Genomic DNA, 12,721 nt, shown 5'->3' on the forward strand with positions numbered 1-12,721 from the left:
CATATGTTACAATTTCTCTACATACACATTAAAGGAGTGTTCAATGTGGGACAAGGAACAATTACAGATATTGAATTTTACAGCGAGGCCCTGCAAGAAAAGGTGGAATTATTAATCTATATCCCAGCAAATTATTCACCCTTTTATAAATATTCCGTTTTGATTGCTTCAGATGGTAAAGATTATTTTCAACTCGGTCGTATAAGCCGTGTAGCTGACGAGTTTTTAGCCAATGAAGAAATTGAAAATATAATCATTGTTGGCGTTCCTTATAAAAATATTGAGGATCGCAGAAAGAAGTACTTACCTAATGGTGATTTACATGATGCTTATTTACGCTTTTTAGCACACGAACTAGTGCCTTATATAGAAGAAAATTATTCAACTTATGGAATTGGCATGAGTCGTGCCCTAATTGGTGATTCACAGGCTGCTACCGTATCTTTACTTGCTGCTATCGCCTACCCCAATATCTTCGGTAAGGTGATTCTGCAATCTCCTTTTGTTGACGATTTGGTACTCGATCAAGTTCGTGAAGTAAAAGATCCACATGCCTTTTCGATTTACCATGTTGTGGGGTCTTTAGAACATGAAGTAGTAACAATGGATAAAACGATTAAAGACTTCCTTACACCCAATCGTAAACTTCATCAATTATTGGTTGATAAAGGTTTTACAACTTTTTATGAAGAATTTGAAGGACAACACACTTGGAAATACTGGCAAAAAGATTTAAAAAGAGCAGTCAAACAAAATTTTGGTTTATAAAGTAGTTATCGCATTTCATGATCTCAATTTTCTGCTATACTGAAAATTGAGAACAATTAATAACTAACTCCAAGGAGGTTCTGCACGATGAAATATGGTATTGTTGCTTTCCCATCTAAACAATTACAAGACTTTGCGAATTCTTATCGAAAAAGGTATGACTCACATTACTCTAAGATTACACCTCATATCACATTAAAAGGTGTGTCTGAAGTAGAAGATTCTCAAATTGACAATGTTTCAAACGCGATTAAAGCGATTTGCACTCATTTTGCGCCCATTTCAATTCAAGTTTCAAAAGTAAGTTCTTTTGCACCTGTCAATAATGCAATCTATTTAAAAGTGGAACCAACAGAACAACTTTTAAATTTACATGAGGCATTCCATTCTGCAGATTTTGGTGGAGAGGCACTATACAAATTCGTCCCTCATATTACCATTGCACAGGACATGAATTCTGGAGAACATGACGATATTTATGGGCAACTTCGTATGACAAAAGTCGATTTCAGTGAAACCATCAATCGTATTCATTTACTATATCAGCTTGAGGACGGCTCTTGGACTGTTTATGAAACTTACCGATTAACAGGAGAAGCATGACTTTTGGTTTTTGCGAAGATAGTTGAAACAGAAAAAGAATTACAAGATGCCTTCTTTGTTCGAAAAGAGGTTTTCGTCAAAGAACAAGGTATTCCTCTACCTTTAGAAATAGATGAGTACGATGAAATCGCTACACATTTTGTAGCTTACTTTGAGAACCGGCCTATCGCAGCAGGTCGAGTTCGTTTTATCGAAGATCTTACCGCTACTGTTGATCGTGTTTGTGTATTGCCTCCTTTTCGTAGAAAACAAATTGGTGTCCTAATGATGAAAAGCTTAGAACAATACATTAAAGGATCTAATATTAAAAAAGTTAAAATAAAGGCACAAACTCATGCAATCCCATTTTATGAAAAACAGAATTATTACATCACTTCTCCAGAATTTTTAGATGCAGGTATCCCTCATCGAGCAATGGAAAAAGTGTTTGATTCTTAAAAAAAAAAGCTACGATGTACTATGAGAAAAAATCATAACACATCGTAGCTTTTTATATGGAAGTAAGTTTTACCAGTTTGTAAATTGTCATAATGATTGTGTTAAGATCAAGCTCACCATTAAGTTAGCATTGTCTATACAAATAAATTATAGTTTAATCCTATTCCTGTAACACTCTCCACATTGTTTTCATATGGAGATATATGATGAGAATTAGAATTTATTTCTAAATGGGAATATAATAATTTCTTTTGCTTCCAATACTTTAAATTTGAGCGTCTCGTACTTTCATTTAACGCTCTGCTAAATCTAGATTCCCTTTTTACATGCTGAACACTATTTATATATGAATAATGTTTTTTATTTGAAAGAGAACGATTTAAATATTGTGCTACTTGGAAATCATTTATTGGTAATATATAGCCCATTAAAATCCACCCCCTGTAATATACTTTTTATGCAGCGGATTTCTTAGATATTACAGGGGATGGTTCTACTTTACATCATATTTTGAATTTTACTAAAATCTAAAGATTTTCCGTTTTTAAGAATAGATGCTACAATCTGTTCTTCTAACTCTTTCGTTACTGGTTTATTTGCAAGCTTTGCAACCTTACGAACAATTTTACGAACTTGTCGCTCATCTTGAAAATCAGCATTTTGTATAGCATTAGCTAGCGCAAAGACTTCTTCCATTGGAACTCCTGTTTTCTCTTCGATTCTTCGAAAGAAAGATGGATTCATCTAAACGCCTCCCTTAGTAAATAAAGCTAGTGCCAACAATAATTAACAAAATGAATAAAACAACGATTAAAATGAATGTTGAGCCGTAGCCTCCGCTGTAGCCACCACCGTAGCCACCAGATGGATATCCACAACCGTAACCTCCCCATCCTGACATTGCAATCCCTCCTCTCTTTTCTCCCATATGTTATGCGGAAGTAAAAAGAAGAATCGGGCATTTGTACTATGGTTGCTGTCCTTTTGATCGAAATATTAATGCACCAATCATTCCAAATAAAATGGCTGCACTAATTCCAGAACTTGTTACTTCAAACATTCCTGTTAAAACACCAATCCAGCCATGTCTTTCAGCTTCAGCAATTGCACCATGTGTCAAGGAATTACCAAAAGAAGTAATAGGGATGGTTGCTCCTGCTCCCGCAAAATCAATTAGTGGTTCATATAAATTAAACCCATCTAAAACTGCTCCCGCTACAACCAATATGGCCAAAGTATGTGCAGGTGTTAATTTTCCAACATCCATCAGTAGTTGTCCAATTACGCAAATAATGCCGCCTACGATAAAAGCCATTACAAGTGATACAATCATTAAAAATTCCTCATTTCATCGAGATTTCAATTGCATGGGCTGTACAAGGGATGGATTCATTTTGTTGTACTGTTAAAGGTGAAAGTAGTGCTCCCGTTGCAACAGCGAGAACGCGTTCAATTTTTTTATCATTCAATTGTTTTAAAATATAACTAAAAAAAACAGATGCAGAGCAACCAGCTCCACTTGCACCAGCTAAAAATCCATCATCATCACCATAGAATTCAGCGCCAGCATCTCTAATTTGCTGAACTTCTTGTTTGACCATGCCTTCTTTCATCAACATTTCTTTTAAGATTGAGAGTCCTACTTTTCCAAGATCTCCAGTCATCACTAAGTCATAATCTTTTAAAGTTTGGCCTCGACCTTTTAAATGACGTGTAATGGTATCACATGCAGCTGGAGCCATTGCTGCCCCCATATGAAATGGATCCGTTTGTTGTAAATCAATCACCTTTCCAACAGTTGCTGCTTCAATAGCTGGCGTATTAATCTGTCCTTTTGCTATTAATACATACCCAGCAGCTGTTACAGTCCATTGTGCAGTGCCAGGTTTTTGTCCACCATATTCAACAGGATAACGAAATTGACGTTCGATTGAATTATGCTGGCTAGCTGCTCCCGCAAGCGCATATCTACTGCCTCCCAATTCTGTTAATAACGATGCAATGATCGCTCCTGAAACTGAAGTTGCACATGCAGAGAAAAGACCGATATAGGGTATTCCTAAAGTGGCTGCTACAAAATTAGATGGTGTCATTTGATTAACTAAATCTCCACTCATAAGAAAATCCACATCTTGTTTATTAATTTTCGCCTTTTGCAAAGCAATTTGGCATGCTTGTTCAGCCATTGTTTGGTGCCCTTTTTCATTAGTATCTTCATCTGCTCTTTCATTGTCATAGAGCATATCAAAATCTTTTGCAAAAACACTTTGTTTTTCTACTGGTCCAGCAACAACTCCAGAAGCAATAATGGCTGGTTTCGATGGAAAATATAATACCCCTTGATCCATTACCAACTCGTCACCCCCATTGTTACTAAAATAAGCTTCACAAGGGCTACTACAAAAGCAGATACCACGCCAAAAACAATAACGGATCCAGCAAGTTTGAAGATATTCCCTCCAACGCCTAAGACAAATCCTTCTGTCTTGTGCTCAATTGCAGAAGAGATAACAGCATTGCCAAAACCTGTAACAGGTACTGCAGAGCCTGCACCCGCAAATTGACCAATTTTTTTATATAGTCCAAAACCAGTTAGGAGCATTGAAAGGAAAATCATTGTCGCAACAGTCGGATTTCCAGCTGTCTTTTCCGTAAAGTTAAAATTTGCGATATAAAAAAAGGTAATAAGCTGTCCTATAGTGCAAATAATACCACCAACGAGGAAAGCCTTTAGGCAATTTTTTAAGATAGATGGTTTCGGAGATAATGATTGTTGTAAGTCTTCATATTGCTTTGCATCCATTATGTTTCCTCCTTAGAATGATCTTTAAGCTTTGTAATTTCCTTTTTTAATTTTTCATCATCTACATTATTCTTGGTTAATTTTTCTACTTCCCAAATTATTTTCAAATCTGTACTAACTAACACCTTTTGATCGGGTAATGCCTTTTCTATTTCTTTTTGCCACTTTTTCTCGTATTTTTTCTTATTCCACTTAGAAAATGGCTTCACTTCAATACCAATAAGTGCTGCATCTTTTGTAAAAAGAGCAACGACCCTTTTAATATGAGGATCATTTTTTACAATTTTTTCTACATCTTGCTGTTCAGTCTGAAGTTTGTTGTTATTATTTGTAGTAAAATAGGCATTTTTCCCATTGCTACAACCAACCAACAATAAGATCACGAGCAACAAAAGTCCCTTTTTCATACTTCTCACCCTTTTTGAGGTTAGTATGATGCTTTTTAAATAAAAATATTCAGATTAGTGACAACAGCCCGATTCTATAACGAAATATCTCATATGGTATAGAGAATTAGAAAGGGAGGTGAAAATCAAGATGGGGTGCGGAAGAGAAAGTTCTAGTTCTAATTCAGGAGTATCTCCAATTCATTCTAATAACTGTGTATGTGATGTGGTTCGCGCGATTCTAGATATTCAAACACAAGGTGTTAATGAAGGTTGCGAATGCCCTACAAACTGCTTTTTAGAACCACTTGGTGGTTTAGTGAGTCCTACCAGAAGCCATAATGCTGATACACGAGTATTTATGCTACTTACAAAAGATGGTACACCATTTAAAGCTTTCTTCAAAGAAGGCGGAAGTCCGGATTGCTCATGCTTCTCAGTATTTTTCCGAGTAGAAGATGTTTTTGATGGATGTTGTGCAACTTTACGTGTACTAGAACCACTAACTCATGACAATCACGATGTTCAGCTTATTTCTCATGGTTCTGACTTAGACTTAAAAAATCTTTGCAAAGTAAGAAAATTTGCAGCTACAAATAGTTGTATTACTGTTGATTTAAATTGCTTCTGTGGCGTTCAATGTATAAAAGATGTATTCTTAGGGGTTTGCACAGATTAATTTTTAAGGTGAAGCAGCGTCGGAAATAAGTGCGATGGTTTGATTTTATCAAGCCATCGCTTTCTATTTTATAAAGATCAATATTGACTTATTCACGATGTTTAGGAAATGCGACAACTCTTGAGGAAAATCTAGTTAATAATAAAAAACGAGTACAGAAAAATTTCTGTACTCGTTTTTTTCTTGTTGACTCTTAGTTGTAAGAATCAAATGATGATCGATACAATTTATAAAAAAGATTTACCTCTCCAAATCAAATCATCCAGATTTGCAATAGGAATTGGGTGAACTACATCATTTGAAGTTCTAATCATGACCTCTTGCGTATCAATATTAACTTCTTGTACTTCTCCTGTTATCTTCCTTCCGTCATTCACAACAAACACTAGCGGTTGATAGGCTCTCTGCTGAAATGGATTAGATAAAAAAAGAAGCCTTTCTTTTCGCTTTAACATTTCAGCATCTTCTAAAACAGGAGCTTTTTCTTGTGAAATGAGTAATGATTCATCTTGTTGTTCCAAAATGGCTAATTTGGTTTCATCATCATTAAACTTTTCGATATCATCGGATTCATCGATTTCCCTAAAGAAAGCTGGTGGGCTTTTGATAAAAAGGAGTGGGTTTTTTCCCACATTAACACATCCTTTTTTATCTTTATACTATGCCTAGAAGACCAAATTGGTTCACATTAGATGATTAATGAAGGCAGTAGCAATACCAAGATAGATTAATATACTTGTAATATCATTTAAGGTTGTGATAAATGGTCCAGATGCTACCGCAGGATCAATATTTAAACGATGCATAAGAATTGGTATAAATGAGCCAGCTAACGTAGCTACTACAATTGAACAGCAAATAGCAACACCAACTAGGATACCTAATAAGAATGTATGTTGCCAAAAATATACAATACCTAACGCAATAGTACCGCATACAAGGCCCATAATGATTCCAGTAATTAATTCCCTAAACAATAATTTTAACTTTTTTGTATTTTCAACATCACCTGTAGCAATTCCTCGTACTGACACTGCTAAAGCTTGTGTTCCACTATTACCTGATGTACCACCTATTAAAGGGATAAAAGCTGCAAGTAAAGCTACTTTTTCCAAAGTACCCGTAAATAGATGGATTAAATTTGCTGTTAACATCCCCAAAAATAACAATACAACAAGCCAAGGTAATCTTTTCCTTGCTGCTACAACTGGACTTGTATCAAATGTATCCATATCAGAAACCCCTGCTAATTTAGAGTAATCCTCTGAAGCTTCTTCATCGATAACATCGATAATATCATCTACTGTAATAATACCGAGCATTTCATTTTTTGAATTTATGACTGGTACAGCTAAGAAATTATAATCTTTCATAATTTGTGCAACATCTTCTTGGTCATCAGTGACATTCACACTAACTACCCGTTCGTTCATAATATCATGGATGAGTGTATCTTCTTCTGCAATAATTAGATCACGTAATGACATTACACCAGTCAAATGATTTGATTCATCCACCACAAAAAGATAGTAAATTGTTTCTGCATCTGGTGCAGCATTTCGTAAAATAGTCATCGCTGAACGCACTGTTGAGTTTTCGGGAATGCCCACGTATTCTGTGGTCATTATTGAACCAGCTGTATATTCCTCGTAATAGAGAAGCTCTCGAATTTCCTGTGCAGATTCATTATCCATTATTTTAAGAAAGTGACTAATTTGATCTTTGTCTAGTTCATTTAAGATATCAACCGCATCATCCGTATACATTTCAGCTATCATTTGTGCTGCATATGCAGGTGACATTTCCTCAAGAAAGTCTTTATATTCATTAGCGTCTAATTCAATAGCTTCGAAAACCTCTGCCATCTCTTTCGGGGACAAATACTGATAAATACTTTGTCGTATGTCAGGCTCCACCTTCTCGTAAAACTGTGCCTGATCATATGGATGAAGTGCTAAATATTCCTCTCGAAAAATATCCATTTCGCTATTTTGTAGTAACGATCGTAGATGTTCCTCATCAAATTGCACTTCATCTTTTTCCATTGTTTCGTCTATCATGCATGTCCCCTCCTCTCGACTGCTATTCTAGCATTAACACCTTATTATAATAGTTTGAATAATAATTAAGGGTCAATTACTTTTTATAGAACAAATCTTATAGTACCACTTTAACGCATTATCTCTCAAATGCACCTTTCTTTATTTCCAAGGAAATATTTCTTTTTAAATAAACAAAATAAGATGGCAATACAAAATTTTTATCCTAAAATTTAAGATTTTTTACTTTATCAGGTTGCTTCGAAAGTGGCATAAGGTGACTTATTCTCCAGTCACTCTGAAACGAAAAACCGCATGAGCCAACAGATGTTGATTCATACGGTTCGATTTTTCACTAGACAGTAGATGTGCTTATTAATCGTTATTTAAGGTTTAAAATGCAACCCTTAATTTATGTTAGAAAGTAGCAATACTTCTATTCCAATACTTTTCTCATGTCATCAGGTAGATTACTTTGCCACACTCTTTTTTCATGAGTTAATGGATGTTGAAGAACGAGAGACACACAGTGTAAGGCATGTCTATCCATAAGCTCTCTTGTGCCACCATATAAATCATCTCCTAATAATGGATGACCAATGGATGCCATATGCACGCGTATTTGATGAGTTCGCCCAGTATGCAATAGTAATCGGACATGGCTAATTTTTTCATCTTGGACTGTAAATCGTTTTATCACTTCTACATCCGTATGTGCAAATTGACCATCTTGACGTACTTCTCTTTCGATAATACTACCATCTTTTCGACCGATAGGTGCAATGATTTGTTGGAAATCATCAGATACATGTCCATGAACAAATGCTTCATAAGTTCTTCTAATAGAATGTCTCTTTTGTGCCTCGCTCATAAGATGATGAATATGACGATGTTTTGCAATGCACATTAATCCTGAAGTATTTCGATCTAATCTTGTCACTACATGTACGGTAGAGACAATTTGTTGCGCTTGTAAATGTGCAGCTACAATATTAGCAATACTACCAGTAGGATGATCATGGGAGGGGATTGTACTTTGATAAGGTGGTTTTTCTATAATTAACAATGCCTCATCCTCATATTGGATGTTTAACTCACCTTTTTCAGGTAGTAATCCTGCACTTATTTCTTCAGGAGGAAAAATAACGGTTATTTTATCTCCCTTTATTAGAGAATGCCTGACATTTCGTTCCACTTCATTTACAAGTAATGCTCCACCTTGAAATTTTATTGCTGTTAATGCTCGTTTCGAAATACCATATTCCATTAACGCTTCTCGAAGTAATTGGCCATCATTTAAGGCTGTAAAGGTTAGGTGATAGCGAAAGTCATTATTCATTCTTGTAAATCACTATCAATAAACGAATCATGTACACGTTGCCAAAATGGGAAAGCTTTAAAACGAGCAAATCGAACTTTTTCTTTCGCAACACGATATTGAATAGATTTTACATTCTTATGCAATAATTGAACATGGTCTACAGTAACCATAAAATCTTCCGCCATTACGGGTCTTAAGATACAGTTATGATGTGCTGGTAAAACAAGAGAAGATCCAACAGTACGAAAAACACGGTTATTAATCGAAGCCATTTCTGTTAGCTGTAATGCTTGCAAAGATGGGTGTAGGATTGCCCCACCAAGTGCTTTGTTATATGCTGTACTACCTGATGGTGTAGACACACAAAGACCATCTCCACGAAAACGTTCAAATGGACGTCCATTTAATTCTACATCCATTACTAATGTAACTTCTGGAGATTTAACGGTGGATTCGTTCAGTGCTAAATAAGTATAACAATCATCATTCGTTTGGTAATTGATTGTAACTTCTAAGAGTGGATATTCAATTACCTTAAATTCACCTTTTGCTATAGAAATCACTAGTTTTTCAATTTCGCTCGGTTTCCAATCTGCATAAAAGCCAAGATGTCCCGTATGAATACCAACAAATGAAACTTCTGATAACATATGTGTGTAACGGTGGAACGCATGTAAAAGCGTCCCATCTCCTCCAATTGATAATACAATGTCCGGTTTTTCTTCATCTACTTCTAGACCAAAATCAGTTAAATAGTTAATGGCACGTTCCATAAGTTCATTTGATTGCGGATCGTTACGTGATTGAACAGCAAATCTCATAGTTTTTCCTGGGCTCCTTTCGGATGATCTTGACGTACTTTTGGTTTAGATGCTTCCTTATATTCTGTAAAGTATGCCTGTGCTTCACGTATTTCTTCTCGAATCTCAGACATCTCTTCATCTAGTTTAAAAGCTGCTTCTGCTGCATTTTGAAGACGTTTTTTAATTTCCTCAGGAAAAATTCCTTTATATTTATAATTTAAGGAATGTTCAATTGAAGCCCAGAAGTTCATGGCTAGTGTACGAATTTGAATTTCAGCTAATATCGTTTTTTCCCCTTGTATTGTACCTACAGGATATTCAATAATCATGTGATATGAACGATATCCACTTTTCTTGACATTTGTGATGTAGTCTTTTTCTTCAATGATATGTAAATCATTTCGTTGACGTAATAGTTCAATAACAGTTGGAATGTCATCTACAAACTGACACATAATACGGACACCAGCAATGTCTTGTAGCTCATGTGCTAGTGTATCCGATGGTTCAAATACTAATCCTTTTTCTAATGTCTTATCATAAATACTCGCAAGTGGTTTTACACGTCCAGTGACAAATTCAATAGGCGAAGTCGTGTTTGATTTTTCAAATTGTGCACGAATACCTTTTAATTTTATCTTTAGTTCGTCTACTGCTTGCTTATAGGGCTGTAAAAAGCGATCCCATTGTCCCATGATAAGTCCCCCTAACACATTTAGGCTTCACTCAATAGTTCTGCAAAAGTTTCTTCAACCGCAGTTGTAAAAACTTCTCCATAATTATAGTTACCTTCAATATTATATATAAGTGATTGCAATTCATCGTTAAATTTGATCAATTCAATCTGTTCAGTATTCCATTGTAACATAGGATTTACTTTTGATTGTAACGTTTCTACTAATAGTGGCCAAACTGTTTGTGGGAATTTCACATAACTATACCCATCTTCTTCATCCATTAAATAAACAAATGCCATATCATCCGAATCAGTAATCATTTGTCCAGTTGGATGACATTTTATATCACTACTATTTTCATTTAAATAAAAATGGATATGTGAATCTTGTTTTGTTCCTTTTTCAACAATAAAAGTTTTACGCAAATCCAATCTTCCTTTCTGTGAACCTGGTATCTATTTTATCATAGGCTCTCAAATTTCTAACCATTTTTCTGGATAATTGTTATGTAATTAATCTATTTATCCATATTGGAACTTGTTATAAAATTCCTTTATAATTCATAAATAGAAAGGGTGGTCAAAATGCCCCAACATTTAGAGATTGAATTTAAGAATATGCTAACAAAAGACGAATTTAATCGCCTACTAACATCATTTAAACTAACCGAAGTCAATTTTCATGAGCAGACAAACCATTACTTTGATACAGCTGATTTTGCATTAAAAAATGTCGGTTCTGGTTTACGTATACGCGAAGTACAAAATCGCTTTGAATGCACATTAAAAGAGCCTGCTGTGGGAATCGGTCTAACAGAAACAACTGATTTGCTGTCAAAGGATGTCGTTCAATCTATTCTAACCGGTAGTTCAGTCCTTCATGCAGTTGAAGTGGAAAAACGCCTACATGCTTTAAAAATTGATCCACAAGATTTGCAAATTTTAGGTACACTCTTTACAAAACGCGCCGAAATAGAATATGAAGGTGGTCTTTTAGTATTTGATCATTCACATTATGCAGACACCAATGATTATGAATTAGAATACGAAGTAACGGATGAAGCAACTGGTAAGGTGATTTTCGAAAAATTACTTAAACACCATTTAATACCTATTAGACCAGCTGATAAAAAAATCGCTCGTTTTATGAGCGCTGTTAATAAGAAACGAGGGTAATAGATGAACACACAGTCGTTACAATCATTACAATCTTTGGCTCAACTTCAAGCTTTACAAAGCATGAGTTCTGTAGGTACTAGTGATATGAATCCTACAAATTCAACATCTGATTTTGCTCAGATGTTGGCACAACTGACTGATTCAACACCTAGTACATCTGATGCAACCCAATTACTTGGACTATCTAATTCTCTTTCAAACTCCAGTAGTTCTTCCTATTTATCATCTTATAGTCCGATCAATAGCTTATTAGGAAGTGCATCTTCAACAGACTACAATCAATTTCTTGGTAGTATTGGAAACTCAGCCAGTACAATAGATTTCAACCAAGTATTAAATAATCTAGGAAACACTACTTCAGGGAATTATAGTCAACTTTTAAGTACATTAACCAAAAATCCATCAAATAATACAAACAAGTCTTTGTATTACAATGGAACATCACCTGTTTATACACCTGAATCTGTTTTAAATAATTATTATCAAACATTAAACAAAGCAACGAACCCACAAGCTGGATCAACTAGCGTTTCATCAAATCGTAATTATGATGCTATTATAAAAAAAGCAGCCCAAACGTACGGCATCCCAGAAAAGATGATTAAATCTGTTATTCAACAAGAATCTGGCTTTAATAATCAAGCAACCAGTTCTGTTGGAGCAGGCGGTTTAATGCAATTAATGCCCGGTACAGCAAAATACTTAGGTGTTTCCAATGTATATGACGCAGAACAAAATATTATGGGAGGAACCAAATATTTAAAACAACTTTATGATCAATTTGATGGCAGTTACTCATTAATGTTAGCTGCTTATAATGCAGGACCTGGTGCTGTTTCAAAATATGGTGGGATTCCACCTTATAAAGAAACTACAAACTACGTTCATAATATTATGAATACATACAAAGCTTAGTTTGACAAAATACCAATAATTTCGCTACTATTCATTCATCCTTTATTTTTCAAATAATCATGATGAATTTCTCTAATCATGCGACAATTATTGGTTTTTTTCTTCAAAAAA

At 35.0% G+C, this 12,721-nt stretch carries 18 protein-coding genes and 1 pseudogene; 6 read left to right on the forward strand and 13 right to left on the reverse strand.

Annotation, left to right across the window (positions count from 1 at the left end):
- The first annotated feature begins 45 nt into the window (after positions 1-45).
- The 3 genes from CEF14_RS10740 to CEF14_RS10750 all read left to right on the forward strand — a co-directional run bounded on the left by CEF14_RS10740 (position 46) and on the right by CEF14_RS10750 (position 1,809).
- The gene (locus tag CEF14_RS10740) at positions 46-768 is read left to right on the forward strand and encodes an alpha/beta hydrolase (RefSeq protein WP_102692861.1); all 723 of its coding nucleotides are present in this window, start codon (positions 46-48) and stop codon (positions 766-768) included.
- Between the two features lie 87 nt (positions 769-855).
- Positions 856-1,371: a YjcG family protein gene (locus tag CEF14_RS10745; RefSeq protein WP_102692862.1), complete on the forward strand. Its 516-nt coding sequence runs from the start codon at positions 856-858 to the stop codon at positions 1,369-1,371.
- 3 nt (positions 1,372-1,374) lie between these two features.
- Positions 1,375-1,809, forward strand: coding sequence for a GNAT family N-acetyltransferase (locus CEF14_RS10750; protein ID WP_102692863.1), 435 nt, complete (start codon positions 1,375-1,377; stop codon positions 1,807-1,809).
- A gap of 134 nt (positions 1,810-1,943) precedes the next feature.
- Here the strand turns inward: CEF14_RS10750 and CEF14_RS10755 are convergent, their stop codons facing one another.
- From CEF14_RS10755 to CEF14_RS10785, 7 genes and pseudogenes are all read right to left on the reverse strand, one after another.
- Positions 1,944-2,237: a hypothetical protein gene (locus CEF14_RS10755; protein WP_102692864.1), complete on the reverse strand. Its 294-nt coding sequence runs from the start codon at positions 2,235-2,237 to the stop codon at positions 1,944-1,946.
- A gap of 70 nt (positions 2,238-2,307) precedes the next feature.
- Complete coding sequence (locus CEF14_RS10760) at positions 2,308-2,553, reverse strand: stage VI sporulation protein F (protein WP_102692865.1); 246 nt, start codon at positions 2,551-2,553, stop codon at positions 2,308-2,310.
- A gap of 13 nt (positions 2,554-2,566) precedes the next feature.
- A pseudogene (locus CEF14_RS19475) lies at positions 2,567-2,638 on the reverse strand (YjcZ family sporulation protein); the annotation flags it as partial.
- 138 nt (positions 2,639-2,776) lie between these two features.
- On the reverse strand, positions 2,777-3,142 hold the full coding sequence (spoVAE, locus tag CEF14_RS10770; protein WP_102692867.1) for a stage V sporulation protein AE: 366 nt from the start codon (positions 3,140-3,142) through the stop codon (positions 2,777-2,779).
- A 10-nt stretch (positions 3,143-3,152) separates the two neighbouring features.
- Positions 3,153-4,157, reverse strand: a complete 1,005-nt coding sequence (locus CEF14_RS10775) for a stage V sporulation protein AD (RefSeq protein ID WP_102694371.1) — start codon at positions 4,155-4,157, stop codon at positions 3,153-3,155.
- Complete coding sequence (gene spoVAC, locus CEF14_RS10780; protein ID WP_102692868.1) at positions 4,157-4,612, reverse strand: stage V sporulation protein AC; 456 nt, start codon at positions 4,610-4,612, stop codon at positions 4,157-4,159. Before spoVAC ends, CEF14_RS10775 begins: the two co-directional genes overlap by 1 nt.
- On the reverse strand, positions 4,612-5,019 hold the full coding sequence (locus CEF14_RS10785; RefSeq protein ID WP_102692869.1) for a YhcN/YlaJ family sporulation lipoprotein: 408 nt from the start codon (positions 5,017-5,019) through the stop codon (positions 4,612-4,614). The genes spoVAC and CEF14_RS10785 overlap by 1 nt, the downstream gene beginning before the upstream one ends.
- 130 nt (positions 5,020-5,149) lie before the next feature.
- Here CEF14_RS10785 and CEF14_RS10790 point away from each other — a divergent pair, with 130 nt between their 5' ends.
- Positions 5,150-5,677: a CotY/CotZ family spore coat protein gene (locus CEF14_RS10790; protein ID WP_102692870.1), complete on the forward strand. Its 528-nt coding sequence runs from the start codon at positions 5,150-5,152 to the stop codon at positions 5,675-5,677.
- A gap of 227 nt (positions 5,678-5,904) precedes the next feature.
- Here CEF14_RS10790 and CEF14_RS10795 read toward each other — a convergent pair whose 3' ends face one another.
- From CEF14_RS10795 to CEF14_RS10820, 6 genes are all read right to left on the reverse strand, one after another.
- Positions 5,905-6,309: a hypothetical protein gene (locus CEF14_RS10795; RefSeq protein WP_102692871.1), complete on the reverse strand. Its 405-nt coding sequence runs from the start codon at positions 6,307-6,309 to the stop codon at positions 5,905-5,907.
- Between the two features lie 51 nt (positions 6,310-6,360).
- The gene (gene mgtE / locus CEF14_RS10800) at positions 6,361-7,737 is read right to left on the reverse strand and encodes a magnesium transporter (RefSeq protein WP_102692872.1); all 1,377 of its coding nucleotides are present in this window, start codon (positions 7,735-7,737) and stop codon (positions 6,361-6,363) included.
- Positions 7,738-8,152: 415 nt separating this feature from the next.
- Positions 8,153-9,055, reverse strand: a complete 903-nt coding sequence (locus tag CEF14_RS10805) for an RluA family pseudouridine synthase (protein ID WP_102692873.1) — start codon at positions 9,053-9,055, stop codon at positions 8,153-8,155.
- Complete coding sequence (locus tag CEF14_RS10810; protein ID WP_102692874.1) at positions 9,052-9,858, reverse strand: NAD kinase; 807 nt, start codon at positions 9,856-9,858, stop codon at positions 9,052-9,054. Before CEF14_RS10810 ends, CEF14_RS10805 begins: the two co-directional genes overlap by 4 nt.
- Positions 9,855-10,535 (reverse strand): GTP pyrophosphokinase, encoded by a 681-nt coding sequence (locus tag CEF14_RS10815; RefSeq protein WP_102692875.1) that lies wholly within the window; start codon positions 10,533-10,535, stop codon positions 9,855-9,857. Before CEF14_RS10815 ends, CEF14_RS10810 begins: the two co-directional genes overlap by 4 nt.
- Before the next feature lie 20 nt (positions 10,536-10,555).
- Complete coding sequence (locus CEF14_RS10820; protein WP_102692876.1) at positions 10,556-10,942, reverse strand: UPF0738 family protein; 387 nt, start codon at positions 10,940-10,942, stop codon at positions 10,556-10,558.
- 159 nt (positions 10,943-11,101) lie between these two features.
- Here CEF14_RS10820 and CEF14_RS10825 point away from each other — a divergent pair, with 159 nt between their 5' ends.
- On the forward strand, positions 11,102-11,692 hold the full coding sequence (locus CEF14_RS10825) for a CYTH domain-containing protein (RefSeq protein ID WP_102692877.1): 591 nt from the start codon (positions 11,102-11,104) through the stop codon (positions 11,690-11,692).
- Between the two features lie 3 nt (positions 11,693-11,695).
- A complete protein-coding gene (locus CEF14_RS19395) occupies positions 11,696-12,610 on the forward strand; it encodes a lytic transglycosylase domain-containing protein (protein ID WP_170061497.1) in 915 nt (304 codons plus the stop codon).
- The last annotated feature ends 111 nt before the right edge of the window (positions 12,611-12,721 follow it).

Source organism: Rummeliibacillus pycnus (assembly GCF_002884495.1).
Classification (GTDB): Bacteria; Bacillota; Bacilli; order Bacillales_A; family Planococcaceae; genus Rummeliibacillus; species Rummeliibacillus pycnus.

What these genes read in the sequence shown, in the direction of transcription:
- CEF14_RS10810 (WP_102692874.1), bottom strand. Translation starts at nt 9,858, where the DNA reads ATGAGATTTGCTGTTCAATCACGTAACGATCCGCAATCAAATGAACTT.
- mgtE (WP_102692872.1), bottom strand. Translation starts at nt 7,737, where the DNA reads ATGATAGACGAAACAATGGAAAAAGATGAAGTGCAATTTGATGAGGAA.
- CEF14_RS10745 (WP_102692862.1), top strand. Translation starts at nt 856, where the DNA reads ATGAAATATGGTATTGTTGCTTTCCCATCTAAACAATTACAAGACTTT.
- CEF14_RS10815 (WP_102692875.1), bottom strand. Translation starts at nt 10,535, where the DNA reads ATGGGACAATGGGATCGCTTTTTACAGCCCTATAAGCAAGCAGTAGAC.
- CEF14_RS10790 (WP_102692870.1), top strand. Translation starts at nt 5,150, where the DNA reads ATGGGGTGCGGAAGAGAAAGTTCTAGTTCTAATTCAGGAGTATCTCCA.
- CEF14_RS10760 (WP_102692865.1), bottom strand. Translation starts at nt 2,553, where the DNA reads ATGAATCCATCTTTCTTTCGAAGAATCGAAGAGAAAACAGGAGTTCCA.
- CEF14_RS19395 (WP_170061497.1), top strand. Translation starts at nt 11,696, where the DNA reads ATGAACACACAGTCGTTACAATCATTACAATCTTTGGCTCAACTTCAA.
- spoVAE (WP_102692867.1), bottom strand. Translation starts at nt 3,142, where the DNA reads ATGATTGTATCACTTGTAATGGCTTTTATCGTAGGCGGCATTATTTGC.
- CEF14_RS10775 (WP_102694371.1), bottom strand. Translation starts at nt 4,157, where the DNA reads ATGGATCAAGGGGTATTATATTTTCCATCGAAACCAGCCATTATTGCT.
- CEF14_RS10825 (WP_102692877.1), top strand. Translation starts at nt 11,102, where the DNA reads ATGCCCCAACATTTAGAGATTGAATTTAAGAATATGCTAACAAAAGAC.
- spoVAC (WP_102692868.1), bottom strand. Translation starts at nt 4,612, where the DNA reads ATGGATGCAAAGCAATATGAAGACTTACAACAATCATTATCTCCGAAA.
- CEF14_RS10755 (WP_102692864.1), bottom strand. Translation starts at nt 2,237, where the DNA reads ATGGGCTATATATTACCAATAAATGATTTCCAAGTAGCACAATATTTA.
- CEF14_RS10785 (WP_102692869.1), bottom strand. Translation starts at nt 5,019, where the DNA reads ATGAAAAAGGGACTTTTGTTGCTCGTGATCTTATTGTTGGTTGGTTGT.
- CEF14_RS10805 (WP_102692873.1), bottom strand. Translation starts at nt 9,055, where the DNA reads ATGAATAATGACTTTCGCTATCACCTAACCTTTACAGCCTTAAATGAT.